The 24,647-nt window shown below is 63.9% G+C and carries 28 protein-coding genes; 8 read left to right on the top strand and 20 right to left on the bottom strand.

What is annotated here, in order from left to right; all coding sequences use genetic code 11:
* Position 1 precedes the first annotated feature (1 nt).
* The gene (locus ACVWWJ_RS05275) at positions 2-877 is read right to left on the bottom strand and encodes a LysR substrate-binding domain-containing protein (RefSeq protein WP_456967015.1); all 876 of its coding nucleotides are present in this window, start codon (positions 875-877) and stop codon (positions 2-4) included.
* 93 nt (positions 878-970) lie between these two features.
* Here ACVWWJ_RS05275 and ACVWWJ_RS05270 point away from each other — a divergent pair, with 93 nt between their 5' ends.
* Positions 971-1,984 (top strand): YeiH family protein, encoded by a 1,014-nt coding sequence (locus ACVWWJ_RS05270; RefSeq protein ID WP_159889215.1) that lies wholly within the window; start codon positions 971-973, stop codon positions 1,982-1,984.
* 174 nt (positions 1,985-2,158) lie between these two features.
* Here ACVWWJ_RS05270 and ACVWWJ_RS05265 read toward each other — a convergent pair whose 3' ends face one another.
* Both ACVWWJ_RS05265 and ACVWWJ_RS05260 read right to left on the bottom strand, forming a co-directional pair.
* Positions 2,159-3,562, bottom strand: a complete 1,404-nt coding sequence (locus ACVWWJ_RS05265; RefSeq protein ID WP_456967014.1) for an aspartate aminotransferase family protein — start codon at positions 3,560-3,562, stop codon at positions 2,159-2,161.
* A complete protein-coding gene (locus tag ACVWWJ_RS05260) occupies positions 3,559-4,272 on the bottom strand; it encodes an HAD-IB family phosphatase (protein WP_456969661.1) in 714 nt (237 codons plus the stop codon). The genes ACVWWJ_RS05265 and ACVWWJ_RS05260 overlap by 4 nt, the downstream gene beginning before the upstream one ends.
* Before the next feature lie 134 nt (positions 4,273-4,406).
* On the opposite strand from ACVWWJ_RS05260, the gene ACVWWJ_RS05255 reads away from it, so the two are divergent.
* Positions 4,407-5,171 (top strand): MipA/OmpV family protein, encoded by a 765-nt coding sequence (locus tag ACVWWJ_RS05255; RefSeq protein WP_456967013.1) that lies wholly within the window; start codon positions 4,407-4,409, stop codon positions 5,169-5,171.
* 9 nt (positions 5,172-5,180) lie between these two features.
* On the opposite strand, the gene ACVWWJ_RS05250 is transcribed toward ACVWWJ_RS05255, so the two are convergent.
* The 11 genes from ACVWWJ_RS05250 to ACVWWJ_RS05200 all read right to left on the bottom strand — a co-directional run bounded on the left by ACVWWJ_RS05250 (position 5,181) and on the right by ACVWWJ_RS05200 (position 13,936).
* Positions 5,181-5,960, bottom strand: coding sequence for a CPBP family intramembrane glutamic endopeptidase (locus tag ACVWWJ_RS05250; RefSeq protein WP_159889222.1), 780 nt, complete (start codon positions 5,958-5,960; stop codon positions 5,181-5,183).
* A gap of 89 nt (positions 5,961-6,049) precedes the next feature.
* Positions 6,050-6,364, bottom strand: coding sequence for a non-heme iron oxygenase ferredoxin subunit (locus ACVWWJ_RS05245; protein WP_456967012.1), 315 nt, complete (start codon positions 6,362-6,364; stop codon positions 6,050-6,052).
* Positions 6,361-6,909 carry a GNAT family N-acetyltransferase gene (locus tag ACVWWJ_RS05240; protein WP_456967011.1) on the bottom strand — a complete coding sequence of 183 codons (549 nt, stop codon included), beginning with the start codon at positions 6,907-6,909 and terminating at the stop codon, positions 6,361-6,363. The genes ACVWWJ_RS05245 and ACVWWJ_RS05240 overlap by 4 nt, the downstream gene beginning before the upstream one ends.
* Positions 6,910-7,101: 192 nt before the next feature.
* Positions 7,102-8,349: an aminotransferase class V-fold PLP-dependent enzyme gene (locus ACVWWJ_RS05235; protein ID WP_456967010.1), complete on the bottom strand. Its 1,248-nt coding sequence runs from the start codon at positions 8,347-8,349 to the stop codon at positions 7,102-7,104.
* A 32-nt stretch (positions 8,350-8,381) separates the two neighbouring features.
* The gene (gene sufD / locus ACVWWJ_RS05230; protein WP_456967009.1) at positions 8,382-9,707 is read right to left on the bottom strand and encodes a Fe-S cluster assembly protein SufD; all 1,326 of its coding nucleotides are present in this window, start codon (positions 9,705-9,707) and stop codon (positions 8,382-8,384) included.
* Positions 9,704-10,489, bottom strand: a complete 786-nt coding sequence (sufC, locus tag ACVWWJ_RS05225; protein ID WP_159889350.1) for a Fe-S cluster assembly ATPase SufC — start codon at positions 10,487-10,489, stop codon at positions 9,704-9,706. Before sufC ends, sufD begins: the two co-directional genes overlap by 4 nt.
* Positions 10,490-10,506: 17 nt before the next feature.
* Positions 10,507-10,914: an ACT domain-containing protein gene (locus ACVWWJ_RS05220; RefSeq protein WP_456967008.1), complete on the bottom strand. Its 408-nt coding sequence runs from the start codon at positions 10,912-10,914 to the stop codon at positions 10,507-10,509.
* A 2-nt stretch (positions 10,915-10,916) separates the two neighbouring features.
* Complete coding sequence (gene sufB, locus ACVWWJ_RS05215) at positions 10,917-12,377, bottom strand: Fe-S cluster assembly protein SufB (protein WP_456967007.1); 1,461 nt, start codon at positions 12,375-12,377, stop codon at positions 10,917-10,919.
* 14 nt (positions 12,378-12,391) lie between these two features.
* Complete coding sequence (locus ACVWWJ_RS05210; RefSeq protein ID WP_046965989.1) at positions 12,392-12,844, bottom strand: SUF system Fe-S cluster assembly regulator; 453 nt, start codon at positions 12,842-12,844, stop codon at positions 12,392-12,394.
* Positions 12,845-12,939: 95 nt separating this feature from the next.
* Entirely contained in the window at positions 12,940-13,149 is a 210-nt protein-coding gene (locus ACVWWJ_RS05205; RefSeq protein WP_456967006.1) for a hypothetical protein, read from the bottom strand.
* A 10-nt stretch (positions 13,150-13,159) separates the two neighbouring features.
* A complete protein-coding gene (locus ACVWWJ_RS05200; protein WP_456967005.1) occupies positions 13,160-13,936 on the bottom strand; it encodes an MlaA family lipoprotein in 777 nt (258 codons plus the stop codon).
* A 168-nt stretch (positions 13,937-14,104) separates the two neighbouring features.
* Between ACVWWJ_RS05200 and ACVWWJ_RS05195 the strand changes: the two genes are divergently transcribed.
* The 4 genes from ACVWWJ_RS05195 to ACVWWJ_RS05180 all read left to right on the top strand — a co-directional run bounded on the left by ACVWWJ_RS05195 (position 14,105) and on the right by ACVWWJ_RS05180 (position 18,106).
* Positions 14,105-14,818 (top strand): response regulator, encoded by a 714-nt coding sequence (locus ACVWWJ_RS05195; RefSeq protein WP_159889236.1) that lies wholly within the window; start codon positions 14,105-14,107, stop codon positions 14,816-14,818.
* On the top strand, positions 14,815-16,158 hold the full coding sequence (locus tag ACVWWJ_RS05190) for a HAMP domain-containing sensor histidine kinase (RefSeq protein ID WP_456967004.1): 1,344 nt from the start codon (positions 14,815-14,817) through the stop codon (positions 16,156-16,158). Before ACVWWJ_RS05195 ends, ACVWWJ_RS05190 begins: the two co-directional genes overlap by 4 nt.
* Positions 16,159-16,443: 285 nt before the next feature.
* Positions 16,444-16,782, top strand: coding sequence for a P-II family nitrogen regulator (locus ACVWWJ_RS05185; protein ID WP_046965993.1), 339 nt, complete (start codon positions 16,444-16,446; stop codon positions 16,780-16,782).
* Positions 16,772-18,106, top strand: coding sequence for an ammonium transporter (locus ACVWWJ_RS05180; protein ID WP_456967003.1), 1,335 nt, complete (start codon positions 16,772-16,774; stop codon positions 18,104-18,106). The genes ACVWWJ_RS05185 and ACVWWJ_RS05180 overlap by 11 nt, the downstream gene beginning before the upstream one ends.
* A 124-nt stretch (positions 18,107-18,230) precedes the next feature.
* Here ACVWWJ_RS05180 and ACVWWJ_RS05175 read toward each other — a convergent pair whose 3' ends face one another.
* The 5 genes from ACVWWJ_RS05175 to ACVWWJ_RS05155 form a co-directional block, all read right to left on the bottom strand.
* Positions 18,231-18,443: a hypothetical protein gene (locus ACVWWJ_RS05175; protein ID WP_063572993.1), complete on the bottom strand. Its 213-nt coding sequence runs from the start codon at positions 18,441-18,443 to the stop codon at positions 18,231-18,233.
* A gap of 249 nt (positions 18,444-18,692) precedes the next feature.
* Positions 18,693-19,970, bottom strand: a complete 1,278-nt coding sequence (locus ACVWWJ_RS05170) for a nucleotide sugar dehydrogenase (protein WP_159889242.1) — start codon at positions 19,968-19,970, stop codon at positions 18,693-18,695.
* Between the two features lie 77 nt (positions 19,971-20,047).
* Positions 20,048-20,539: a RidA family protein gene (locus ACVWWJ_RS05165; protein ID WP_200851465.1), complete on the bottom strand. Its 492-nt coding sequence runs from the start codon at positions 20,537-20,539 to the stop codon at positions 20,048-20,050.
* Position 20,540: 1 nt separating this feature from the next.
* The gene (locus ACVWWJ_RS05160; protein ID WP_159889244.1) at positions 20,541-20,951 is read right to left on the bottom strand and encodes a c-type cytochrome; all 411 of its coding nucleotides are present in this window, start codon (positions 20,949-20,951) and stop codon (positions 20,541-20,543) included.
* Positions 20,948-22,522, bottom strand: coding sequence for a flavin monoamine oxidase family protein (locus ACVWWJ_RS05155; RefSeq protein WP_159889356.1), 1,575 nt, complete (start codon positions 22,520-22,522; stop codon positions 20,948-20,950). Before ACVWWJ_RS05155 ends, ACVWWJ_RS05160 begins: the two co-directional genes overlap by 4 nt.
* Before the next feature lie 178 nt (positions 22,523-22,700).
* On the opposite strand from ACVWWJ_RS05155, the gene ACVWWJ_RS05150 reads away from it, so the two are divergent.
* Positions 22,701-23,714, top strand: coding sequence for an aminoglycoside phosphotransferase family protein (locus ACVWWJ_RS05150; protein WP_456967002.1), 1,014 nt, complete (start codon positions 22,701-22,703; stop codon positions 23,712-23,714).
* Positions 23,711-24,397: an N-acetylmuramate alpha-1-phosphate uridylyltransferase MurU gene (gene murU / locus ACVWWJ_RS05145; RefSeq protein WP_456967001.1), complete on the top strand. Its 687-nt coding sequence runs from the start codon at positions 23,711-23,713 to the stop codon at positions 24,395-24,397. The genes ACVWWJ_RS05150 and murU overlap by 4 nt, the downstream gene beginning before the upstream one ends.
* Before the next feature lie 5 nt (positions 24,398-24,402).
* On the opposite strand, the gene ACVWWJ_RS05140 is transcribed toward murU, so the two are convergent.
* Entirely contained in the window at positions 24,403-24,630 is a 228-nt protein-coding gene (locus ACVWWJ_RS05140; protein ID WP_159889250.1) for a hypothetical protein, read from the bottom strand.
* Positions 24,631-24,647: the final 17 nt, after the last annotated feature.

Here is a 24,647-nt window from a genome sequence, read left to right as displayed (position 1 = left end):
GTCAGAGGGTCGCCAGGAAGGCTTCCAGCACAGCCCCGCGATAACGTTGTCGATGCAAGAGGATCGACAACGTCCGTTTCAGGTCCAGGAACGGTGTTGGCAGGACCACCAGCCGCTCCGTCTTCACCGCATCCACGATCGCCACCTCCGGCAGGCAAGCAATTCCCAGCCCGGCGATGACGGCCTGCTTGATCGCTTCGGACTGATCGAGCTCGAGCACCACCCTGCCCTCTGGCAGCGCGGCAAGCGCTTGCTCGCTGAGCGCGCGCGTGGCTGACCCACGTTCGCGCAATACCCACCGCTCGCCGGCAAAATGCTCGCGCTTCAACCGCGCCTTTCCGGACAACGGGTGATCGGGAGGTGCACACACGACGAGGCGGTCCTCGCGCCACGGGCGGGATTCGATGGCCGGATGATTGACCGGCCCTTCGACACAGCCGATATCGAAAGCGTGGTCGAGGATGCCCTGGGCGATGCGGGCGGTGTTGGCAACGCCCAGCCGTAGCGCCACGCCGGGATACCCGGCAGCGAACGGTCCCAGCAGGTCGCCGACAAGATAGTTGCCAACGGTGTTGCTCGCGCCAATACCGATGTCACCACTGAGCTCGGCCACCGATCCTTCCGCGCGGCGACCGAACTCGGTGTGCCGTTCAATCAATTCCCGGGCCAGTGGCAGAAGTTCGCGCCCGCGGTCGTTCAGCCGGAGACGACCGCGCTCGCGCGCGAATAGCTGGGAGCCGATCTGCCGCTCCAACTCGGCAAGGGCCATGCTCGCTGCCGGCTGGCTGAGGAAAAGACGTTCGCTCGCAGCGCGAACGCTGCCCGCCGTGGCGACGGCGACGAAGACTTCGAGCTGGCGCGGGCTGACGGCATGCATAAGTTATATTTATACACCCGATCAGGCATTTTCAATATTCTTATCCGTGGCCTCGCCGGACAATGATTCCATCGTCCCGTGGAAGACCCCGCCGTGTCCGCAGTCACCCTGCCCCCTCCATCCGCCTCGCGCCTTCCCGGCGTGCTGCTGGCCCTGTCCGTTGCGTGCGTGGCCTTCGGCCTTGGTCGATTGGTGCCACTTATCGGCGGTGCCGTATGCGGCATCGTGCTTGGCATCCTGGTACGCCACTTCGCCCCGCCGGAAGCGCGCTTCCAGCCCGGCATACGTTTTGCCTCCAAGCAGGTCCTGCAGTGGTCGATCATCGCGCTCGGCTTCGGGCTTAGCCTCACGCAGGTGGCCCACACCGGCATGGAATCCCTCTCGGTGACACTGGCTACCGTCGCTGCCGCCGGCCTCGCCGCGTGGATCCTTGGCCGCGTGCTAGGCGTGCACGACAAGCTGAAGCTCCTCATCGGCGTGGGCACCGCCATCTGCGGCGGCTCGGCCATCGCTGCGGTCGTTCCGATCATCAAGCCCGACGAACACGACACGGCCTTCGCCATCTCGACGATCTTCCTGTTCAACCTGGTCGCGGTCCTGCTGTTTCCTGCGCTGGGTCACTGGATGGGCCTGTCGGACCTTGGTTTCGGTCTATGGGCCGGGACCGCGATCAACGATACATCGTCTGTCGTTGCCGCCGGCTACAGCTACAGCCACGCGGCTGGTGACTTCGCGACCATCGTGAAGCTCACGCGCGCCACGCTGATCATTCCGATCAGCCTGGGTCTTGCCCTTATCGTCGCCTGGCGCGAGAAGCGCAGCGGCGCGAGCGATTTCAGCCTGGCGAAAATCTTCCCCTGGTTCATCGTCTGGTTTCTGGTGGCGTCAGGCATTCGCACGGCCGGCCTCGTTCCCGAGGTCGCCCTGCCGGTGATTCATTTCATCGCGGAGTGCCTGATCATCGTCGCGCTGACGGCGATCGGCCTGTCGGCAGACCTGCGTCGGATGGCCTCTACGGGGCCGCGCCCAATCCTGCTGGGGCTGGGGGTTTGGGCTGCCGTCGCGTTGACCAGTTTGCTGGTGCAGCATCTGATCGGGCGGTGGTGAGGGCGGCAAGAGCATCGCCGATGAATCGGCTCCCACAGGAGCAAGCACCCTGCCTGGCAGGAGCCGAAAACCATGTGGGAGCCGCTTCAGCGGCGAAAAGCCAACGAAGCGGAGATGCCGCGACTCCAATCGCCGCTGAAGCGGCTCCCACACATAGCAATCGGCTGAGGGTTATCAGCCGCGCTTGGCCAGCGTCAGCAGCTGGTCGAGCAACGCGATAGCCAGGTCGATTTCGTCGTGCGAGATATCGAGCGACGGGGCGAACGTGATCACGTTCTTGTACCAGCCGCCGACGTCGAGCACGAGACCGATCTTCTTGCCGTTGTGCGTGAGGCCACCGGCAAGACCGATGTCGACCATGCGGTCGAGCAGCGCCTTGTTCGGCGTGAAACCATCATCCGTGCAGATCTCGGCGCGCAGTGCAAGGCCGAGGCCGTCCACGTCACCGATTTCCTTGTGGCGCTTCTGCAGGTCACGGAGGCCGTCGAGGAAGTGCTTGCCCTTCTCGGCCACGCGGGTGCCGTAGTCGAGCTCGTAACCCATCTTGATCACTTCCAGGCCCAGCGCCGTACCCAGCGGGTTGGAATTGAACGTGGAGTGCGTGGAGCCCGGCGGGAAGATCTCCGGGTTGATCAGTTCTTCGCGCGCCCAGATGCCGGACAGCGGATTGAGGCCGTTGGTCAGCGCCTTGCCAAACACCAGGACGTCAGGGCTCACACCGAAATGCTCGATGGACCACAGCTTGCCGGTACGCCAGAAGCCCATCTGGATTTCGTCGACGACCATCAGGATGCCGTACTTGTCGAGCACCTTCTTCAGGTCGATGAAGAAGTTCTTCGGCGGGATGACGTAGCCACCGGTGCCCTGGATCGGCTCGACGTAGAACGCGGCGTATTCGGCCTCGCCCACTTTCGGATCCCACACGCCGTTGTATTCGGTTTCGAACAGGCGGGCGAACTGGGCCACGCAGGCATCGGAATACTCTTCCGGCGTCATGCCCTTCGGGCGACGGAACGGATACGGGAACGGGATGAACTGCGCGCGCTCGCCGAAGTGGCCGAAGCGACGACGGTAGCGGTAGCTGGAGGTGATCGAGGAAGCGCCAAGCGTACGGCCGTGATAGCCGCCTTCGAAGGCGAACATGAGGCTCTTGCCGCCGCGCGCATTGCGCACGATCTTCAGCGAGTCTTCCACTGCCTGCGCGCCGCCGACGTTGAAGTGGCAGCGGCCGTCCAGACCGAATTTCTGCTTGGCGTCGACCGCGATGGTCTTGGCGAGCTCGATCTTGCCCTGGTGCAGGTACTGGCTGGCCACCTGCGGCAGCAGGTCGATCTGCGCCTTCAGGGTGTCGTTGAGACGCTTGTTGCCGTAGCCGAAGTTCACGGCCGAGTACCACATCTGCAGGTCGAGGAACGGGATGTTCTCGCTGTCGTAGATGTAGCTGCCTTCAGCGTGACGGAAAATCTTCGGCGGATCGACGTAGTGCACGGTGTCGCCGAAGGAGCAGTACTTCGCCTCGTCGGCGAGCAGGGTCGCGTCGTCGATGACGACCTGCGGGTTCTTGGAGAAGATGGTCATGCGGGGATTTCCTGGACGTTCGTCGCGGTAATGGGCATAGCGGTCTGCGGCAGCAAGGTGCCGTCGATCAGAGCGGGGAGCAGTTCGATCGCTTCGTCGAAGCTGGCGATCGGCACGTAGGGGATACCGGCGGCGCGGCAGTGCTCGATGAGGCGGTTCTTGGCGAAGACGAAGTCAACGCGATCGGCCGCGCAGAAGTCGGAAGCGCCGTCGCCGATGAGCAGGGTCTTGCCGCCGCGCGCCTTTGCCACCTCGGCACGGGCACACTTACAGGTGCCGCTGCGGCACCCCGCCACGCTGTATGGCGAGGTGAGTTGCCATGCACGCGGGCCAGCCTGGTCGAGATGGTTGGCCACGGTCGGCAGGCTGTCGATACCGTGGTTGGCAAGAATGGCGTGGATCGCCTGGTCCAGACCGTCGCTGACGATCTCCATCGGAATACCGAGATCGATCGTGGCTTTCACGAAACCTGCGAAACCATGGTCGATATGCAGGCCGGCCAGATGACGATCCAGTTCCGGGCGACTCATGTCGAGCAGGGCGACCTGGCCAGCCATGCAGACGGCCGAACCGATCACGCCGGCGCGCCAGTCGCGCTCGAGGATTTCCCAACCCGGACGGCCGTAGCGGTCCAGTAATGAGTCGATGACGTCCTCGACGGCGATCGTGCCGTCAAAGTCGCAGAGAATGTTCCAGGCAGGTGAGCTCAGCACAACGTAAGCAGCCGTTTTTCAGGATGATGCGCAGGCTACGTGGACTGCCTTTCCAACTCCTTTCCCCGTGATGAAAGCGTAAATTAAGCTACGTGTGGCATGCTTTACGCTTCCCCGTCCCGGCTTTTCGCATGCGTCGTTCGTGTCTCGTCGCCCTGTCCCTGCTCGTGGCCTCCGCGGCCGTCCATGCCGAAGACGATGAAGCACCCACGTACGCCTTTGGCGCGGGCGTGCAGCGGATGCCGGCCTGGTTGGGCTCGAAAGACCACCGCAACCAGGGCATCCCGTATGTCGACGTGGAAATTCCCGGGCTCGGCGAACTGTCCACGGCGGATGGCCTCCTCGTAGACCTCATCCACGGCGAGCACTGGCATGGTGGCCTCTACGCCAATTGGCTGTGGGGCCGCACACGTGACGACCTGGGCCCACTCGGCGGCAAGGTCGCCTCGCTATCGCCGCGCTTCCAGAGCGGTGGCTACCTCGAATACGCATTCACGAAGAAATTCAGCATAGGAAGCCACGTCGCGCACGACACCGATGGCGCAGGTGCCTATGCGGCGTTCTACGTCGACTACCAGCTCCCTGACGTCTGGTACATCCAGCATTCGCTGGAAGTGCAGGTGGAGAGCATGAACGGCCCGGCCATGCGTCGGTTTTTCGGCATCACGCCCACCGAGGCAGAAAGTCTCGGCACGCGGGCATGGCGTCCCGGCGCCGGCGGCGAATCGGCGGACATCGAGTACGACGCCTTCATTCCCACCTCGAAGCAGACCGGCTTCGCGCTGGCCGTGAAGTACGCGAAACTCTACGGCGATGCCGGCTCGAGTCCGCTGGTAAGCCGCTTCGGAGCGACCCGCCAGGTCACCGAAACCCTGGCCTTCGTCTACCACTTCTGAGGCGATCCTTCAGGCCAGGTCGGCATCCAGTGCATCGCGTTCGAGCTGCGTTGGAATCGCGAACAACACGCCCAGCATGACCAGGTGCGCCGCCGCCGAGAGGCATGGCGCCCAGGCTGTCGAGAGCACGTCGTGCGGGAGGATGTCGCCGATCAGCACATTGGCCAGGTTCCAGCCCCAGTGCATGCCGACGGCCATCCACAGCGAGCCGGTGCGAACCACGGCCGTGCCATAGGCCAGGCCGAAACAGAACAGCGTCGCCCACTCGGTCGGCCCATGCCCTAGCCGGTAGATGTGGTCCAGGACGTAGAGCACGCTGGATGCGAGAACGAACATCCACGGCTGCCAGCGAAGGCGCGCAGCGCGATAGGGAAACCCGCGCGTGAGCAGGTCTTCGGCCAGCGACGGTACGAGGGTCACCAGGAGCGCCCAGGGTATCGATGACAGGAAGGACACCGCCGCGGAGGGTGTCGACGCGGGTGCCCGCGCCGCGTAGACGTTCAGGGCCATGCCTACGCAGACCGCGACGTACTTCATCAGCAAGGCAAGCGCGAGACCACCGGCCAGCATGAGAGGCGCGGCGCGACGCCACTCGAGCGCATAAGCCTCGTAGCCCCGGAAACCGAGCCAGCGGGCGAGCGGCCACGCGGCGGCGAGCATCGCTAGCAGGAAGCCTGCCTGGACGGACACGCTGTGAAGCAGGCGAGCGCCGATGCCTTCGGCCGCCTGGTACAGGACGAACAGGAGCGCGAACGCGAGCGCCATGCGCCGACGGTCGTTCGAAAACATGGATTCCCCGGTACGAGTGTTGCCGTGGTAAAGCTTAGGGCGTGAAGGCCTTGGGCGCCATAGCCTTCAGGCTATGACTGTGACCGGGATCAGCGGTCGTCACGGGTCCAGATGGCGCCGTCACGTTCTTCGACGGGAAACACCGTGACCGGCTCATAGGCCGGCGGGCAGGTGACCTCTCCGGTACGCAGGTCGAATCGCGCGCCATGGCGCACGCACTCCACCTCGAAGCCTGTCACGGGTCCTCCCGCCAGTTCGCCGCCGTCATGGGTACAGACATCCTCGATGGCGTAGAGCGCGCCATCGACGTTGTAGACGGCAATGGCCGTATCGCCATCCCACACCACCCGGAACTCCCCGGGCAGGAGTTCGCTACGCGTACCGACGCGGGTCCAGTCGGTCACGGTGCAAGGTCCTTGACCAGATACTCGAACCGGAGATCGTCGCGCTGCGGCAGGCCGAAGCGTTCGTCGCCGTACGGGAACGCCTTGGTACGCCCGGTACGGACGTAGCCGCGACGCTCGTACCAGGCGATCAGCTCCGCGCGGATATCGATCACGGTCATTTCGATGCGCTCGCTGCCCCACTCGTGCCGTGCGATCCGTTCGACCTCCTCGATGACGAGGCGGCCAATACCCGAACCCTGCAATGGCGGGTGCACGGAGAACATGCCGAAGTAACAGACCGCGCCCTGACGTTCGATATAGCAGGAGGCACCGATTGCGCCTTCGCGCTCGAAGAGAACGAAACGACCGTTTTCGCTGCTGAGCAGGTCCTCGATCTCGACGACATCGGTGCGCCGACCGTGCAGGAAGTCAGCCTCGGTTGTCCAACCGACCCGGCTGGCGTCACCGCGGTAAGCGGACTCGACCAGGGCAGTGATCACCGGAGCGTCGGCGGGGGTAGCGCTACGAAAGGTATGCGTCGGTGTCATGGTTAATAGGTACATGTAGGAGCCGATTCATCGGCGAATAATAACTAAACCCGCTGCTCCGCAGCGGCTCCTCCCAGGTTGCTTGCCGCACCCCCCAACAAAGCAAGAGCTCGCCGATGAATCGGCTCCTACAGGGGCGAGACAAAGCAAGAGCTCGCCGATGAATCGGCTCCTACAGAAGGCCGGCCCAGCGCGAGCCGCTGCTTATTACAGCAGCAGTTTGCGCACCTTGCCGATGGCTTCGATGAAACCGTCGACCTCGGCCCTGGTGTTGTAGAAGGCCAACGAGGCGCGCAGCGTCGCGGGGACACCGAAGAAATGCATGAGCGGATGCGCGCAATGATGGCCCGAACGCACGGCAACTCCCTGCAGGTCGAGCAGGGTCGCCATGTCGTTCGCGTGCGCGCCTTCGATAAGGAACGAAATGACCGGTTCCTTCTCTTTCGCCCGACCGAAGATCCGTACGCCGGGAAGGCTCTCCACGGCCTGCGTGGCGTACGCCAGAAGGTCCTGCTCGTACGCCGCGAGCCGATCGAAACCGATGTCTTCGATGTAGCGGATCGCCGCCGCCATGCCCGCGAAACCCGCGATGTTCGGCGTGCCGGCTTCGAAACGATGCGGCGGATCGGCGAACACGGTTCCTTCGAAGCGAACCTCGCGGATCATCTCGCCACCGCCGAAGAAGGGCGGCATCGCCATGAGGTGTTCGCGCTTCGCCCACAACGCACCCGTGCCGGTCGGCGCGAGCATCTTATGGCCGGTGATCGCGTAGAAATCGCAACCCAGCGCCTGCACGTCGATGCGACGATGCGGAGCCGCCTGTGAGCCATCGACCAACAGGGGGATGCCACGCTTGCGGCACTCACGGGCGATCTCGCGAATCGGATTGACCGTGCCCAGCACGTTAGAGACGTGACCGACGCAGGCCAGCTTGACCTCGGGCGTCAGCATCTCGAAGAACTTCTCGAGGATAAGCTCGCCGTTCGCGTCGATCGGTGCGGCCTTCACGGTCGCGCCCGTGCGCTCCGCGACGAGCTGCCAGGGCACGATGTTGGCGTGATGTTCCATCACCGTGGTGAGGATCGCATCGCCCGGCTTCATGCGTGGCATCGCGTAGCTGTACGCGACGAGATTGATCGCCTGCGTGGTGCCGGACGTCAGGATGACTTCGTCGCGCGAATTGGCATTGACGAAACGCGCGATGGCATCACGCGCGCCCTCGTAGGAAGCGGTAGCTTCCTCCCCAAGCGTGTGCACGGCGCGCGCCACGTTGGCGTTGTGCTCGCGGTAGTGACGGTCCACCGCTTCGATCACCGACACGGGTTTCTGGCTCGTGTTGGCGTTGTCGAAATAGATCAGCGGCTTACCGTGGACGGTGCGCGACAGCAGCGGGAAATCGGCGCGGATGCGCTCGACATCGAGCGGCAACACCGCTGGCTCGGGCTTGGCGTTCATGGCTTGGCTCCGGTATTCGATGTTATTCGGTGCTATTCGGCGGACGGACCGGTGGGCAGGTGCGCGACCAGCAGGTCACCCAGGTGCTCACGCAGGGCCTCGTTCGGCAAGGACTCAAGGGCGGCGCGGCAGAAGGCCAGCGTGAGCAGGCTGCGTGCCTGGGCCAGCGGGATACCGCGCGAGCGCAGGTAGAACAGCGACCGTTCGTCCAACTGACCGATGGTCGCGCCATGCGCGGCCTTGACCTCGTCGGCGTAGATCTCGAGTTCCGGCTTGGTGTCGATCTCGGCCTGGGCGGAGAGCAGCAGGTTCTTGTTACTCAGCGAAGCATCGCTGCCGTCGGCACCCTCGGCCACGACGATGGCGCCGCGAAACACGCCGCGCGAACGACCATCGGCAATACCGCGCCAGAGGGCATCCGATGCGGTGTCGCGCGCGTTGTGGCGCACCTCGAGCTGCGTGTCCACGTGCTGGCGACCGCTCAGTGCGAACACGCCGCGGGAATCGAAGCGCGCCCCATCACCAACCAGTTCGGTGGTCAGCTCATGACGAACGAGCGAACCGCCGAGCTCCAGCGCATGCACGGTCGCCGCAGCGTTCGTCTCGACTCGGACATGGCTACGACGGACCAGGGTGGTCGACGCGGAAGCATCCTGCAGCATGACGAGCCCCAACGTGGCGCTCTCGCGCACGACGACGTCGGTGACGACGGTACCCAGCTGCGTTGCATCGCCGAGAGAAACAAAATGCTCGACCACGTCGGCACGGGCACCCTGCCCGAGGTCGATCAGCACGCGTACATGCCACGCCGTATCGGCCTGCGCACCACTGGACACGTGCACGACATGCACGGGCCTGGTGACATCCGTACCGTCAGCGACATGCAGCACCACACCGTCGACGGCCAGCGCTGCATTCAGATGGGCAAACGCATCGGCAGCGCCACGGCGATAGCGATTGGCCAGGGCAAAGCGAAGCGGCTCCGGCTGCGCGGCGAGGGCCACGGCCAACGGCGCCAGCGAGATGCCTTCCCCCGCATCGAGCGCGGAAAGATCGCTGCGGAACACGCCGTCGACGAAGACAATGCGCGCTCCGTCGACGCCAGGCAGCGTGTACAGCGCGGGATCCACAACCAAACCACCGGCGATGCCGGTATCGGCGAGCGAGAACGCGCGCTGAGCCAGCGCGCGGAGCGGCGTGTATTTCCAGGACTCGTTACGGGATTCGGGCAGGCCGGTCTCAGCCAGCGTTTCGAGATTTTCGCGGCGCGCGGCATCGAGCCAGGCGATACCGCTGGACGGCACGGCCAGAGCGGCATCCAGCGCCGCCCGCACGAACGGGGACGGCGCCTGGGTCATGCCGGTGCTCCGGCGAGGTCGGCCTTACGCAGTTCCGGATGGGTGTCGGCCAGCCAGGCATAGCCCTGCTCTTCGAGTTTCAGGGCCAGGCTCTTGTCGCCGCTCTCGACGATACGGCCACCGGCAAGCACGTGCACGAAGTCCGGTTCGATGTAATCGAGCAGGCGCTGGTAGTGCGTGACGATGAGGAACGAGCGATCCGGCGAGCGCAGTGCGTTCACGCCTTCGGCCACCTGCTTCAGCGCGTCGATATCGAGGCCGGAATCGGTCTCGTCGAGGATCGCCAGCTTCGGCTCGAGCACGGCCATCTGGAAGATCTCGTTGCGCTTCTTCTCGCCACCGGAGAAGCCCTCATTCACCGCGCGATGAAGCAGATCGTCCGAAATCTGCATCACCTTGAGCTTTTCGCGAACCAGCTTGAGGAAGCGCATGGAATCCAGCTCTTCCTCCCCACGGAACTTCCGCTGCGCATTGAGCGCGGCACGCAGGAAGTAGGTGTTGTTCACGCCGGGGATTTCCACCGGATACTGGAAGGCGAGGAACATGCCGACGGCGGCGCGTTCTTCCGGTTCCAGCGACAGCAGGTCGCGGCCATCGAAGTTCACCGAGCCGTCGGTGACCTCGTAACCATCGCGACCTGAGAGCACGTTGGCCAGCGTGGATTTACCCGCGCCGTTCGGCCCCATGATCGCGTGCACTTCACCGGGTTTCACGGCGAGCGAGAGGCCTTTGAGGATCTCCTTGCCTTCGACGCGGGCGTGGAGGTTGTCGATCGTAAGCATGTGCATGGTGCTGTCCGTCATGGCGTGAGGTGCGACAGCGCGTCGAGCGCGTCGTCGCGGCGTTCCCAGGGCACGAAGATGTGATCGTGCAGGAACGCGGATACGGGGTTGCAGGGAATGCCGCGCCTGGCTAGCGCGGCGGAAACGGCGGCCATCATGCCGACCGCGGTAAGACTCGACTGCACGCGCAGGGTGATGCGCGCCCAGAGCATGCGCTCGTTGCCGAGGTTGTCTTCGTCCACGTCGACGATGAGCGTGGTGCCTTCGGCTTCGCGGAACATCATCAGGGCGTCGGCCATGCGCTCGCGCGCCTTCTCATGGGAGGCGTGCAGGAAACGCTTGGGCACCGGGTCGACTTCGGGATCCAGCGCGGCCAGCAGCGCGCGCAGATCGGTCAGGCCCGGTGCGGAGCCAGCGATACCCATGCTCAGCCCACCGCGCCTTCGAGCGAGACTTCGAGCAGCTTCTTGGCCTCGACGGCGAACTCCATCGGCAGTTCGCGGAACACTTGCTTGCAGAAGCCGTCGACGATCATGGAGACCGCATCTTCCTCGCCGATACCGCGCGACAGGCAATAAAACAGCTGGTCGTCGGAAATCTTCGACGTGGTCGCCTCGTGCTCGACGATGGCACTGGGATTCTTTACTTCCATGTACGGGAAGGTGTGTGCGCCGCACTTCTTGCCGATGAGCAGGGAGTCGCACTGCGTGTAGTTGCGCGCACCATCGGCGCCCTTCTCGATCTTCACCAGGCCGCGATAGCTGTTCGAGCTGCGGCCTGCGCTGATGCCCTTGGCGACGATCTTCGACTTCGTGCCCTTGCCGATGTGGATCATCTTGGTGCCGGTATCGGCCTGCTGGCGATGATGCGTCAGTGCCACCGAGTAGAACTCGCCCACCGAGCGGTCGCCACGCAACACGCAGCTGGGGTATTTCCAGGTGATCGCCGAACCGGTCTCGACCTGCGTCCACGAGATCTTCGAATCCGCACCGCGGCAGTCGCCACGCTTCGTCACGAAGTTATAGATACCGCCGACGCCGTTCTCGTCACCCGGATACCAGTTCTGCACGGTGGAATACTTGATCTGCGAGCGCTCGAGGGCGATCAGCTCGACCACCGCCGCGTGCAGCTGGTTCTCGTCGCGCATCGGCGCCGTGCAACCTTCGAGGTAGGACACGTAGGCGTCGTCCTCGACAATGATCAGCGTGCGCTCGAACTGCCCGGTATTGATCGCGTTGATGCGGAAGTAGGTCGACAGTTCCATGGGGCAACGCACGCCCTTGGGGATGAAGACGAAGCTGCCATCGGAGAACACCGCCGAGTTGAGCGCGGCGAAGTAGTTATCTCCCGTGGGCACCACGCTGCCGAGGTACTGGCGAACGAGGTCACCGTGTTCGCGGATCGCTTCCGACATCGAGCAGAAGATCACCCCGGCTTCGGCCAGTTCCTTGCGGAAGGTCGTGCCGACCGAGACCGAGTCGAACACCGCGTCGACGGCCACACCGGCCAGACGCGCGCGCTCATGCAGCGGCACGCCGAGCTTCTCGTAAGTCTCGAGGAGCTTCGGGTCCACCTCAGCCAACGACTTGGGGCCGGCTTTCGGCGCCGAGTAATAGCTGACCGACTGGTAGTCGATCGGCGCGATGTCGAGTTTTGCCCAATCCGGCTCCGGCATGGTCAGCCAGTGCCGGTAGGCGGCCAGACGCCATTCGAGCATCCATTCCGGCTCACCCTTGATCGCGGAGAGCTGGCGGACGATGTCCTCACTCAGGCCGGGCGGAAGGCTGTCGGATTCGATGTCCGTGACAAAACCGGCCTCGTAGCGGCGATTGAGCGCCTCGACGACTTCGGCGTTGTCACGCACCGGGGCTGCCACGTCACGTGTCATGTTCTCACTCTCGTTCATGCGTTCGCCTGCGCGACCTGGGTCGCGTCCTTTGCCGGCGCCGTGGGGCGCCCGGCCAGCATCTGAGCCAGGGTCATGGCGCGTAGTACGCCGCCGATAGCCCCGGAAACCGAGCGCCAGCTGTCGCTGACACCACACTGGGACTGACGATCGCACTGGCCCTGGGCCACGCTGCATTCCGTCATCCCGATCGGACCTTCCATCGCCTCGACGATGTCCGCGAGGCTGATGGCCTCCGCCGGACGCGCCAGGCGATAACCGCCGTTGACCCCACGAAACGATTCCACCAGTCCTGCATGGCCGAGCAGCTTGAGCAGCTTGGACACCGTGGGAAGCTCCAGGCGCGCCTCATCGGCGATCTGGGCGGTACTCAGAACGTCGGCAGGGTGCGCGGCGATGCAAGTCATCACCACGGTGGCGTAATCGGTCAATCGGCTGACACGGAGCATCGGGGAAGGGGCACAGTCAATACCGGACCAAAATGGTACTGTTTTCCAGCCCACGATGCAATGTGGCGGCAGGGAGCCCCACGGGTGCAACGCGCTCAGCCGCTACGCTCATGGGCCCGGATCGCTTCAATGAGGGCGATGAGCCGCGAGGTTTCCCCCGCCTCCACCAGGTCCTCCGCCGTCCGGAATCCCAGCGCGGCGATCGGATCTTCGACGTACCAGGCGCGGCGCCGCGCCCGGTTCGGCTCGACATGGCGGGCAGCGGCCATTACCCGCGCGGTGTCGCATAACAGGCGAACGGACATGGCGGTGGCCTCAGGGGTTGACCGGCAGGCCAGTCGCCGCCCGTCCGTCGCGTTTTGGCAGGGCGTCCTGCACCCGCCCTTCGCGGCCGTCCTCGACCAGGGCGACCCGGCGCGCCGCCGCGGCATCACGCAGCGCGGCGTAATAGTCAGGCGACTGCTCCAGCTTGTCCGTCATCGGCAGGGCACGCGAGCGCCCGTCGACGATGCCACCCATGGTCTTGATGTCCTCGAGAGTGGAGACAGTGTCGGAGTTCTCACCGAGATGGTTGAAACTGAAGGTCAGGATGAGCCCGACCGAGTCGCGCACATTGGACGAACCAAAGACGGGAAGCTCCACCGTATGACCCGGGCCGATGCCCCAGACACCGAAGGTCTGGCCGAGATCGGCATTGTGATGAGGCATGCCCCAGCGCTCGGCGACATCGAAGATGCCGACCACACCCACGGTGCTGTTCACGATGAAGCGGCCTGCGGTATTGAGCGACCGCAGGAAGTTGGCCTGGAGGACGTCGTTGGCGAAGACGACGGGCTCTTGCAGGTTCTGCGCGAAGTTACGCACACCGCTGCGCACCGGCTGGCCCAGATGGGAATAGCCGCGCGCCACCGGACGAAGAACCGCGTGGTCCACGGCCTTGTTGAACGCGAATACCCTGCGGTTGACCGGCTCGCCGCGCGGCGGGTCGACAGTGACCGTCTCATTCTTCCTGACACCGTGGGAACAGGCCGACAACGCCAGCGCCGAGAACACGGCCAGGAACGTCGGGGTGGAACGCGTCGAAACAGGCATCGGAATCTCTCGGGTGGGCGGACTTCGCCAGAGAGTGACGACCCTTTGCGTATCGCGTTTTTCCACTTCGCGTCTGGCCGGACATAGTGTTTCCGGCTGGAAATAAATGACATCGCGGCACCCCGAACCGATATATATAGCGCCACGTACAACGGAACCGGCCCACCCATGCAACGCCTTCTCATCGTGGACGACGACGAGGAAATCCGCTCCCTGCTGCAGCGGTTCTTCCAGAGGAACGGATTCGAAACCGACATGGCGGCGTCTGGCAAAGAGATGGATGCCCGCCTCGCCAGGGCTTCCTACGACCTCGTCCTGCTCGACGTCATGCTTCCCGACGAAGATGGATTCAGCCTGTGCAAGCGTCTCCGCGCCGCCGGGCGGATGGCAATCATCATGGTAACCGGCGTGGTGGAGGCGACCGACCGCATCGTCGGTCTCGAACTGGGCGCTGACGACTACGTGACCAAACCCTTCGATGCGCGTGAACTGCTGGCTCGCGTGCGCGCCGTGCTACGTCGAAGCGACTTGCCTGCCGCCCAGGCATCGCTTGCCAGTCATTCGCCCATGCTGAGTTTCAGCGGCTGGCGACTGGATATCGTGCGGCGCGAGTTGCGTTCGTCCGACTTCACGCTGACGCCGCTCTCAGGTGGTGAGTTCGAGTTGCTTGTCGCGTTTGCGCAGCATCCGCAACGCGTGCTGACGCGCGAGCAACTGATCGACATGTCGCGCGGACCGACCCATGAAGCCTTCGATCGCAGTATCGATGTGCAGGTGAGCCGGCTGCGCCGCAAGATCGAGGAAGATCCCGGGGATCCCGAAATCATCCGCACCGTGCGCAACGTGGGCTATCTGTTCGCCTCCAGCGTGGAACGACAATGACCCGCTCCCGGCGCTGGGCGTACGACACCATCGGACGGTGGTTCGCCATCAATATCGTCATCGCCGTGATCATCGCGGCGGGGATGAATGCCGCGTTTGTCGCCGTGGCGGGGGTATGGGCAAAACCAGGCATCGACGAAACCGGCATCATCGACCAGGCCGTTGCCATCACCCGCGTACTGGATGGCATGCCAGCCGCCTTGCGACCACGACTCGCCGCATCGGCCGACAATCCGACCTATCGGGCGACGTGGCTACCTGACGACGCGGCACTACCGATACCTATCGCTACCTCCACGTTTCGCGTCGGCCGGGAAAAGGTCAGGACCCTGCTTCAACGCCCTGAAGCACGTGTGCTGGCGTACCAACCCGGCGACCCCGACCTTCATGGACGCCCGGAAGATCATTACGGACTCGCGATCAGCCTGTCGGATGATTCATGGGTTCTGTTCGTGACGCCGCAGCGTAGCTGGGGACTAGGCGGTGGGACGCGCAGTGTCCTGACCGGCGCCTTCATCGTGGCTTGCAGCCTGGTCGTCGCAGCGCTGGCCAGCCGACGCCTGGCCCGGCCCATGGAACGGTTCGCGAGGCAGGCGCAACGCTTCGGCACCGACGTCAACGCGCCACCGGTGCAAGCCACCGGCCCGCTTGAGATACGGCTCGCCGGCCAGGCATTCAACGAGATGCAGGCGCGGGTGCAGCGCTACGTCGCCGACCGCACGCACATGCTCGCTGCGATCTCGCACGACCTGCGTGCGCCACTCACACGCATGCGCCTGCGTGGCGAGTTCATCGACGACGAAGAGCAGCAACGAAAGCTGTTTCGCGATGTGGACGAAATGCAAGCCATGGTGAATGCGTCCCTCAATTTCTTCCGCGACGACAGCGAGCAGGAAGCTGCAACGCGCTTCAACCTGTCCGAACTGATCGATACCGTTCTGGACGATTTCCGTGACGCGGGTGGTGACGTCAGCTTCCACGCCGGCGAGACCGTTGCCTACGTGGGTCGTCCACTCACGCTGCGTCGTGCGATCGCGAACCTTGTCGACAACGCGATCAAGTACGGCACGCGCGCCGACGTGCATCTGACCTCGGACAACGAACGGGTTGAAATCCTCATCGACGACGACGGCAACGGCATCTCGGAGAACCTCCGCGAGGAGGTCTTCCGCCCGTTCTTCCGGGTCGAGAGTTCGCGCAATCGACTGACCGGTGGCGTTGGGTTGGGCCTCGCGGCGGCACGCTCCGCAGTACGTGGACACGGGGGTGACATCTCGCTGGAGGCTCGCGCCTCCGGCGGTCTCAGAGTCCGCGTCCGCCTTCCGATCCTCTCGTCGTAGGAGCCGAGTCATCGGCGAAGCGCCCTGTGGGAGCCGATTCATCGGCGAATGGGTGCTTGCGGCGGAGTGGCCCGCTGCCGCGGGATCGCCGATGAATCGGCTCCCACACAAGCAGGCCGTTGCACCGTTATTGGGATTTCATATCCCTCTTACGGTGCAATCGGTACGAGTTGCGCCGCAGCCGCCTCACACGATGTCGCACCGCACAAGGCCTGTAGCGTCTCACCGCCCTCTGGCACGCATCCTGCTCCCTAAGCTCCAGTCCAACCATGGGGAGCAACGGTAGTGAAGTGGATCAACGCGATCATCAAGCCGTTCACGCTGGACGACGTTCGGGAAGCCCTCGCCGAGGCGGGGGTGCAGGGCATGACGGTGACCGAGGTCAAAGGTTTCGGCCGGCAGCATGGGCACACGGAGCTCTATCGCGGCGCCGAGTACGTCGTGGACTTCCTGCCCAAGCTGAAGATCGAGATCGCCGTAACGGACGAGCAGCTCGAGCGCGCCGTCGAGGCAATCATGAACGCAGCGAAGACCGGCAAGATCGGCGACGGCAAGATCTTCGTCATCGACCTGGAGCAGGCCATCCGTATCCGCACGCAGGAGGTCGACGCCGATGCGCTCTGACACCTTCTTGCGCAAGCTCGCCGCCGCGACGGCCTTGACCGCCCTTCCCTGTAGCGCCTTCGCCCAGGCCACCGCGCCAGCGAAACTCGACTCCGGCGACACCGCCTGGATGCTCACGGCGACCATGCTCGTGCTTCTGATGACCATCCCTGGCCTGGCCCTGTTCTACGGCGGCATGGTGCGGGCGAAGAACCTGCTCTCAGTCCTCATGCAGTGCTTCGCCATTACCGCCCTGGTCACCGTCCTGTGGGTGGTCTACGGCTACTCGCTCGCCTTCGACACGACCGGCATGACGGCCGGCACCACCAACCTGCACTCCTTCATCGGAGGCCTCGGCCACGGCATGCTCGCCGGCCTCACGCCGGGCAGCCTCTACCAGACCGTTCCCGAAGCCGTCTTCGTGATGTTCCAGATGACCTTCGCGATCATCACGCCTGCCCTGATCGTCGGTGCCATCGCCGAGCGGATGAAGTTCTCCGCCCTGCTCGTCTTTACGGCGCTCTGGTTCACCCTCGTTTACCTGCCTGTTGCGCACATGGTCTGGGGAGGTCCGGGCTCGTTCCTGGGCGATCTCGGCGTGCTCGACTTCGCTGGCGGTACCGTCGTGCACATCAACGCGGGCATCGCGGGCCTGATTGGTTGCCTGGTGATCGGCAAGCGTCGGGGCTATCCGACCACGGCGATGCCTCCGCACAATCTTGGTTACACCCTCGTCGGCGCCAGCATGCTGTGGCTCGGCTGGTTCGGCTTCAACGCTGGCTCCGCGGTCGCTGCGAACGGCAGTGCGGGCATGGCCATGCTGGTCACGCAGGTCGCTACCGCTGCGGCGGCGATCGGCTGGACCGCCATCGAATGGATCATCCACCGCAGGGCAAGCGTGCTCGGCATCGCCTCGGGTGCCGTCGCCGGCCTTGTCGCCATCACACCTGCCGCAGGAACCTGCGGACCGGGCGGCGCACTCGTGCTCGGCCTCGTTGCCGGCGTCGTCTGCTTCTTCAGTGCAACGAGCCTCAAGCGAAAGTTCGGTTACGACGACTCGCTCGACGTCTTTGGTGTCCATGCCATTGCGGGCATCATCGGCGCGCTACTCACCGGCCCATTGGCGGCACCGGTGCTGGGTGGCTTTGGCACCGTCACGGACCTCGGCCTGCAGCTGTGGATTCAATTCAAGGGCGTGTCGTTCACCGTGGTTTACAGCGCCGTGCTCAGCTACGTCATCTTCAAGGGCATTGCGGTCACGATGGGCCTGCGGGTTGATGAAGAGCAGGAGCAGATCGGCCTGGATCTCGCGTTGCACGAGGAGCGGGGGTACAACCTGTCCTGAGGGATGCTGGCCCGCTGCCGCGGGATCGCCGATGAATCGGCTCCCACAGAAATGCTCCCACAGAAATAGATAGCGCAAAAAAAAGCCGGCAATATGCCGGCTCTTTTTTTCACCGATCAGACGATCAGCGATTTACCCAGTGGCACTGGCGGGTGGTGTGGTAATGACCGTGATGGTCGGACACGCGAGCGTTATGACAGACCTGGTGACGATGATGCACCGGCGGATGATGGTCGTCGGCGTTAGCGGCCAGCGGTGCCATGAAGGCGGCGCCCATCACGAGCAGTGCAAGGACTCGTGAGCGATTCTGGGTGTTGCTTCCGGCTTTGATTGTCATGCTGGTCTCCTCTGTGGGGAACACAACGTCGCTGTTCCGGAGAGGCGAGTCAATACTTACGGAAATCGCGCCATGACGGCATTCAGAAAGGTGGATGAAAGGCGAAGGAGGCGCAAGTTATTGCGCTCCGTCGACAGCGGAGAATGTGGGAGCCGGCTATGCCGACGATGGGATTTGCGGCAAGCCAGTTATCGCCGCTGAAGCGGCTCCCACAGATGCAATCTGTGCTCCTGCAGGTTCAATCTGAGATCAGAGCCTTCCGTCTACGCTTTCCTGGGGGAGCACGGATTTTACGTCGTAGACGACGGCGCCGGGTTTGCCGAAGGCACGGATTTTTTCGGGGCCGAAGCTGCGGAATTCATCGTGCGCGACGGCAATGATCACCGCGTCGTAGACACCCTCTTCGATCGCCTCGATCGTGCGTACGTCGTACTCGCGTGCGCACTCTTCGTTGTCCACCCACGGGTCGTAGACATCGACGTTCGCCATCGACTTCTTCAGGTCGCGCACGATATCGATCACGCGCGTGTTGCGCAGGTCCGGGCAGTTTTCCTTGAAAGCAAAACCAAGCACCAACACGCGCGCATCGACGATGTGCAGGCGACGCTCACTCATCAGGCGGATGACGCGATCGGCCACATATGTACCCATGCGGCTGTTGATCCGGCGCGCAGCGAGGATCAGTTCCGGGTGGTAGCCGGTGACTTCCGCCTTGTGCGTGAGGTAGTAGGGATCGACGCCGATGCAGTGACCACCGACGAGCCCCGGACGGAACGGGAGGAAGTTCCACTTCGTGCCCGCCGCCTCGAGCACTTCACCCGTGTCGATGCCCAACCGATTGAAGATCAAAGCGAGTTCGTTGACCAGGGCGATATTGACGTCGCGCTGGACGTTCTCGATCACCTTGGCCGATTCGGCAATGCGTATCGAGGAGGTCTTATGCGTACCGGCAAGGATGATCGTCCGGTACAGCGCGTCCACGCGGTCGGCGGCCTCGGGCGTGGAGCCCGAAGTCAGTTTGCGAATATCGACAACCCGGCGCGCGTGATCGCCCGGGTTAATGCGCTCCGGGCTGTAGCCGCAGTGGAAGTCCACGTTAAAGGCCAGGCCGGAGCCGGCTTCCAGGATCGGTACGCAGATCTCCTCGGTCGTCCCGGGGTACACGGTGGACTCGAAGATCACCAGGTCGCCGTGACGAATGACACCGCCGAGCATGCGGCAGGCTTTCTCCAGCGGCTCGAGGTCCGGACGCTGCGCTTCGTCGATCGGCGTGGGCACGGTGACGATGTAGACGTTGCGATCAGCCAGGTCGGCCACGTCGCCGCTATAGCGCAGACGGGCGGAAGCCGAGAGCGCGTCAGCGGTGACTTCCATGGTGTGGTCGCGACCGGAACGCAACTGGTCGAGCCGGGCCGGGTCGATATCGAAGCCAAGCGTATCGAAGTGCCGGCCGAATTCGACGGCGAGAGGCAGGCCGACGTAACCGAGACCGATGATGCCGATCCGTGGATCAGGAGTAAGAGCCATGGGGCGCCCGGGCGTCCAAAAGAAACGAAGCGTACACGCCGGAGCGGCGGCTTAGTACCACCGCCCCGGCATCGGCGTCAGGGGCGGACCGCGGTGACCTCGATCTCGACCAGGAAATTGGGGCTGGCCAGCCCTGCTACCTGCATCGCCGAGCGCGACGGAAGATTCGGCTGGGCCGGGGTACCGAAGAACTGCGTGTAGCCCGCCATGAAGCCCGCGAAGTCCATCTTGCCACCCTTGGCCGGGTCGCCGACCAGGAACACCTGCATCTTCACCACGTCGCCCAGTGAGAGCCCCATCCCCTTGAGCTGCTTGTCGATGGAGGTCAGCACACCGACCGTCTGGGTCCGGGTGTCGCCGTAGGCAGCCGGCGTGTCCTTCGGGGCGTTCGTATCCGCGACCGGCGGCACCGCTCCACTGAGGAAGACCAGCGTTTTCCCGGCCGGCACTTCCACGGCAGCCGAAATCGGGAATGTGCTGTTGGGAATCTTATGGCGCACGACGTCGGCGGCAAAGGCAGGCATCGCGGCCATGAGCATGAGGGGAGCGAAAGCGATTCTCTTCAGCATGTCACATGCCCTCCTCGGGCGGCTTGGCGGGATGGAAGGGTGTGATGTCCTCGGGCTTCAACGTATCGGTATAGGCATTGCCGAAGTGCGTGCGCACGTAATTCACGACGTCGGCGATCTGGGCATCGGACAAGCCACTACCGAACGACGGCATGGCACCGCGCCCGTTGACCACCATGACCACGGGATACGCCGCGGAGGCCAGCTTGGGATTGTTCGCCAGTGCCGGGTAATGGCCGGCGCCCACGGCACCCTTGCCGTCGGGCATGTGGCAGCCCTGGCAGATGTGCGTGAACAGCTGCTCACCCGTGGCGTGGGGAATGTCCTTGTCGGCAATGAAGGCTGCGTCGTTGGTCTGAGCATGTGCCGCACCCACGACAAGCAGTGCGAGAGTCGGTAGCAACCGTTTCATGAGCGACCTCCCGCGACGGCGCGTGCATGCAGTGCGTCGATCGCTGAAAGCGAAGACAGGATCGCCCCCTCCTGCCAGGCCGGCAGGTAAGACGCGTGCTCACCGGCGAGGACGATTCGCCCGTCCATCGAACAGATGTCCGCATAGTGTTTCGCGCGGCTCGCATCGTTCCAGCCGCCAAAGCAGCCGAGGGTAAACGGCGAGCGATGCCACGCCACGGCCATGCCGTTCTCGAACGAGGTCGTGTATTGCGGGTGGATGATCGCGCCTTGTGCAACGGTCTGGCGCACGCGCTCGGACGGCGTGAGCGCCGTGAACTCGAAGGCCTCGGTCGAGAAGGTGTACGAACCCAGCAGCACACCCTTCTTCGTGCCGAACCCATGACTCGGGTACGAGATCATGCCGATCGGCAGCGCAGTACTGGTGATGCCGCCGTAGATGGCTTCGTCCTCCTCCCAGAAGCGGCGATTGAACTGCAATCCAATCTTCGACGAGGCCCAGTACGGCACCGCCGAGATCGCCTCGACCTTGGCCGGCGAGACCTGGATGGGAATCTGGCTGAGGATGGACAGCGGTATGGTGCACACGCACCAGTCCGCCTTCGCCTGCCGCGGCTGGCCGGCGGAGCGGGCGTCTTCGTACGTCACAGTGACGCCGTGTTCGTCCTGTGCGATTGCGGTGACCTTCGCATCGTAGGTCACGACCTTGCCGATACGCTCGACGAAGGCCCTGGAGATCGCGTCCATGCCGCCGATCGGTTGCATCAGGGTCGTCTGGTATTCGTGCTGTTCGTTGGTGCTCAACGCCGACCATAGCTTCGCCTGCAACACGCTGGACAGATCGTTCGGCTTCGAAAACGCCGGCTTGCCATCCGGGCCACCACCAGCATGTTTGGCGAAGCCGCGGCGCTCACTGCTCGCACGGCCTTCGGCGTAGCGAAACTCTTTGTCCAACCCACCGATCTCGCGCAAGGCTTCAAGAAGGATCTCGCGGTCCTCCTTGCTCACCATGTCGTCGAGACGGCCCTTGTCGCTCGCCTTGGCAAGCAATTCGGCCACGCCGCCATTGAGGTCGGCCTGCACTTCGCGCAGCCGCTGCGGCTTTCCGCCGTAGGCGTCGGGACTGTGCAGGTAGGCGTTGTGATTGACCTGCACGAAGGGCTCGAGCGGAATGCCGAACTGGCGGCAGTAATCGAGCACGCCGTGATGATGGTAGGGAATGCGCCAGGGTCCCGGGTTGAAGTACAGCCCCTTGTCGAAGGTGCAGACCTGCTTGTTTCCGCCAAGCTCTGTGTACTCGTCGCCACCTCGCAGCGTCCAGTTGCGACCGCCGGCGCGTGCGTTGTATTCGAGGACCTGGACCTTGTAGCCGGCCTTACCCAACTCATAGGCGGCGACCAGGCCAGCCAGGCCCGCGCCGAGGATAAGCACCGTGCCCTTGCCTGTTCCCTGCAGACCCGGCACTCGTCGATACGGCGATTCCGCGGCGAATCCGAGGTTATTCATCGCCTGGTACATCAGCGCGCCGCCGCCAGCGACGCCAATCATGCGCAACAGATCACGACGCGTCATGGACGCGGATTTACAGTCGTCTTCCATCCACCCATCCCCGATAGCAGCCCCGTCGGTCCAAGATAACCACACGTTGCACTGCACAACAACCTGCCGTTCGTCGTGCACCAACCCGGTGCTATGACAGGCTTGCGCAAAGGCTCTAAGCTCGTCCGCAGACCCGTTCCAAAGAGCCCCCATGATCGACATCGAAGACCGCGCCGCAGCCCGCCTTGCCTGGGCACGCCACGCTACCGGCCAGCACGAACTCACGCTGGAGAGCGCCTCAGCTGATGCCAGCTTCCGCAGTTACTGGCGCGGCTACGTGGACGGGCAGCCGGTGATCGTCATGGACTCACCACCGGAGAAGGAAGATCCCTCGCCGTGGGTGGCCATCGGCAAGCGACTCGCTGACGCCGGTTTGCACGTGCCCACGGTGATGGTCGCCGACCTCGAGCAGGGCTTCCTGCTCATCGAAGACCTGGGCACGCGAACCTACCTGCCGGAACTCGACGACACCACGGTCGATGCCTTGTATGGCGATGCTCTCGACGCCCTCCTTCGCATGCAGATGCATGTCAGCACGGAGGGCCTGCCTGCCTTCGATCACGCGTGGCAGACCATGGAGATGGAGATCATGCCGGCGTGGTTGCTGGAACGACACCTCGGCATCACGCTGGAGTGCGGCGAATGGGACGTCGTCGAGAATGCGTTCACCGCCATCATGCACGCCATCGCCGAACAGCCGCGCGCCTTCATGCATCGCGACTTTCACAGCCGCAACCTGCTGGTCACGACGGAACGCTCCCCTGGGGTAATCGATTTCCAGGGCGCCATGTCGGGGCCTGTCACGTACGACCTCGCCTCTCTGCTGCGCGACGCGTATGTCGTGTGGGAGAACGAGCGGGTGGAGGGATGGGTGGAGGCGTATCGCCTGCGCCTGCTCGACGCGCGTCTGCTCGAGGAGAAGGTGGACACGGATCGATTCCGTCGCTGGTTCGATCTCACCGGCCTGCAACGGCACATCAAGATCCTCGGACTCTTCTGCCGCCTGTGTTATCGCGACGGCAAGCCCGGCTACCTCAACGACCTTCCACGTGTCCTGAGCTACGTGCTGAACACCGCGCGCCGCCATGCCGACATTGCCCCGCTGGCCGATCTGATCGAGGCGAAGATCGGCCAGCGCGACATCCGCGTCGCGGTGAACGCATGAGGCATGCGCTCATCCTCGCCGCCGGCATCGGCGAGCGCATGCGTCCGCTGACGACGCACACCCCCAAGCCCCTGCTGGACGTCCGTGGGAAACCGCTGATCGTCCATCACATCGAGAAGCTCGTCGCGGCGGACGTGCGTTACATCGTCATAAACACCTCGCACCTTGCGGAACAGTTTCCCGAGGCGCTGGGCGATGGCTCGCGCTGGGGCGTGCGTATCCGCTACTCGTACGAGGGCCCCGCACCGCTCGAGACCGGCGGCGGCATGCATAAGGCCCTGCCCCTGCTCGGGCCCGAACCGTTCATCGTGGTGAGTGCGGATATCTGGAGCGAGATCGACTATGCCGCCTTGCCGCGCGAACCGTCGGGCGTCGCGCACCTGGTGATGGTCGATAATCCCGACTTCCACCCGAGGGGCGATTTCGCTCTCATGGATGGACGGCTATATGAAGGCGACGGGCCGGCCGGCGCGGAGCGCCTGACCTTCGGCAACGTTGGCGTTTACCGGCGCGAGATCGTCGAGGACGAGGTCGCGGGGCGCTTCAAGCTGCTGCCGATGTACCAGCGGGCCATCGCGGCGGGCCGGCTTTCCGGTGAAAAATACGGTGGCTTCTGGCGCAACGTCGGGACGCCAGCACAACTGAACGAGTTGCGCGAAACCCTGGATTCCCGACGCGCGTAATCAGCTCACTGGATCGTTTCGGTGCTCAGTGCACGCAAGCGCTCATGACCCATGGCGAACGCTTCATTGAAGGCACTGGTGATGTCGTCGAAATCGTTGGTGCCGGTGCTGGTTTCGATCTCTTCGCCAACGTGATCCAGGATCCGGTAACTCGACCGGTAAACCTGCCCACCGCCGTCGTCGTGATACTTCACCGCCTTGGCCACCACTCTGAACTTACTGTGATTTTCCATTGCGCTTTTCCTTCCCC

The sequence above is a fragment of the Luteibacter sp. HA06 genome (assembly GCF_054061215.1).
Note: the sequence above shows the minus strand (reverse complement) of the source record. Positions and strands in the feature narration are given on the sequence as shown.

What these genes read in the sequence shown, in the direction of transcription:
- ACVWWJ_RS05275 (WP_456967015.1), bottom strand. Translation starts at nt 877, where the DNA reads ATGCATGCCGTCAGCCCGCGCCAGCTCGAAGTCTTCGTCGCCGTCGCC.
- ACVWWJ_RS05265 (WP_456967014.1), bottom strand. Translation starts at nt 3,562, where the DNA reads ATGACCATCTTCTCCAAGAACCCGCAGGTCGTCATCGACGACGCGACC.
- ACVWWJ_RS05255 (WP_456967013.1), top strand. Translation starts at nt 4,407, where the DNA reads ATGCGTCGTTCGTGTCTCGTCGCCCTGTCCCTGCTCGTGGCCTCCGCG.
- ACVWWJ_RS05250 (WP_159889222.1), bottom strand. Translation starts at nt 5,960, where the DNA reads ATGTTTTCGAACGACCGTCGGCGCATGGCGCTCGCGTTCGCGCTCCTG.
- ACVWWJ_RS05240 (WP_456967011.1), bottom strand. Translation starts at nt 6,909, where the DNA reads ATGTACCTATTAACCATGACACCGACGCATACCTTTCGTAGCGCTACC.
- ACVWWJ_RS05235 (WP_456967010.1), bottom strand. Translation starts at nt 8,349, where the DNA reads ATGAACGCCAAGCCCGAGCCAGCGGTGTTGCCGCTCGATGTCGAGCGC.
- sufD (WP_456967009.1), bottom strand. Translation starts at nt 9,707, where the DNA reads ATGACCCAGGCGCCGTCCCCGTTCGTGCGGGCGGCGCTGGATGCCGCT.
- sufC (WP_159889350.1), bottom strand. Translation starts at nt 10,489, where the DNA reads ATGCTTACGATCGACAACCTCCACGCCCGCGTCGAAGGCAAGGAGATC.
- ACVWWJ_RS05220 (WP_456967008.1), bottom strand. Translation starts at nt 10,914, where the DNA reads ATGGGTATCGCTGGCTCCGCACCGGGCCTGACCGATCTGCGCGCGCTG.
- sufB (WP_456967007.1), bottom strand. Translation starts at nt 12,377, where the DNA reads ATGACACGTGACGTGGCAGCCCCGGTGCGTGACAACGCCGAAGTCGTC.
- ACVWWJ_RS05210 (WP_046965989.1), bottom strand. Translation starts at nt 12,844, where the DNA reads ATGCTCCGTGTCAGCCGATTGACCGATTACGCCACCGTGGTGATGACT.
- ACVWWJ_RS05205 (WP_456967006.1), bottom strand. Translation starts at nt 13,149, where the DNA reads ATGTCCGTTCGCCTGTTATGCGACACCGCGCGGGTAATGGCCGCTGCC.
- ACVWWJ_RS05200 (WP_456967005.1), bottom strand. Translation starts at nt 13,936, where the DNA reads ATGCCTGTTTCGACGCGTTCCACCCCGACGTTCCTGGCCGTGTTCTCG.
- ACVWWJ_RS05195 (WP_159889236.1), top strand. Translation starts at nt 14,105, where the DNA reads ATGCAACGCCTTCTCATCGTGGACGACGACGAGGAAATCCGCTCCCTG.
- ACVWWJ_RS05190 (WP_456967004.1), top strand. Translation starts at nt 14,815, where the DNA reads ATGACCCGCTCCCGGCGCTGGGCGTACGACACCATCGGACGGTGGTTC.
- ACVWWJ_RS05180 (WP_456967003.1), top strand. Translation starts at nt 16,772, where the DNA reads ATGCGCTCTGACACCTTCTTGCGCAAGCTCGCCGCCGCGACGGCCTTG.
- ACVWWJ_RS05175 (WP_063572993.1), bottom strand. Translation starts at nt 18,443, where the DNA reads ATGACAATCAAAGCCGGAAGCAACACCCAGAATCGCTCACGAGTCCTT.
- ACVWWJ_RS05170 (WP_159889242.1), bottom strand. Translation starts at nt 19,970, where the DNA reads ATGGCTCTTACTCCTGATCCACGGATCGGCATCATCGGTCTCGGTTAC.
- ACVWWJ_RS05165 (WP_200851465.1), bottom strand. Translation starts at nt 20,539, where the DNA reads ATGCTGAAGAGAATCGCTTTCGCTCCCCTCATGCTCATGGCCGCGATG.
- ACVWWJ_RS05160 (WP_159889244.1), bottom strand. Translation starts at nt 20,951, where the DNA reads ATGAAACGGTTGCTACCGACTCTCGCACTGCTTGTCGTGGGTGCGGCA.
- ACVWWJ_RS05155 (WP_159889356.1), bottom strand. Translation starts at nt 22,522, where the DNA reads ATGACGCGTCGTGATCTGTTGCGCATGATTGGCGTCGCTGGCGGCGGC.
- ACVWWJ_RS05150 (WP_456967002.1), top strand. Translation starts at nt 22,701, where the DNA reads ATGATCGACATCGAAGACCGCGCCGCAGCCCGCCTTGCCTGGGCACGC.
- murU (WP_456967001.1), top strand. Translation starts at nt 23,711, where the DNA reads ATGAGGCATGCGCTCATCCTCGCCGCCGGCATCGGCGAGCGCATGCGT.
- ACVWWJ_RS05140 (WP_159889250.1), bottom strand. Translation starts at nt 24,630, where the DNA reads ATGGAAAATCACAGTAAGTTCAGAGTGGTGGCCAAGGCGGTGAAGTAT.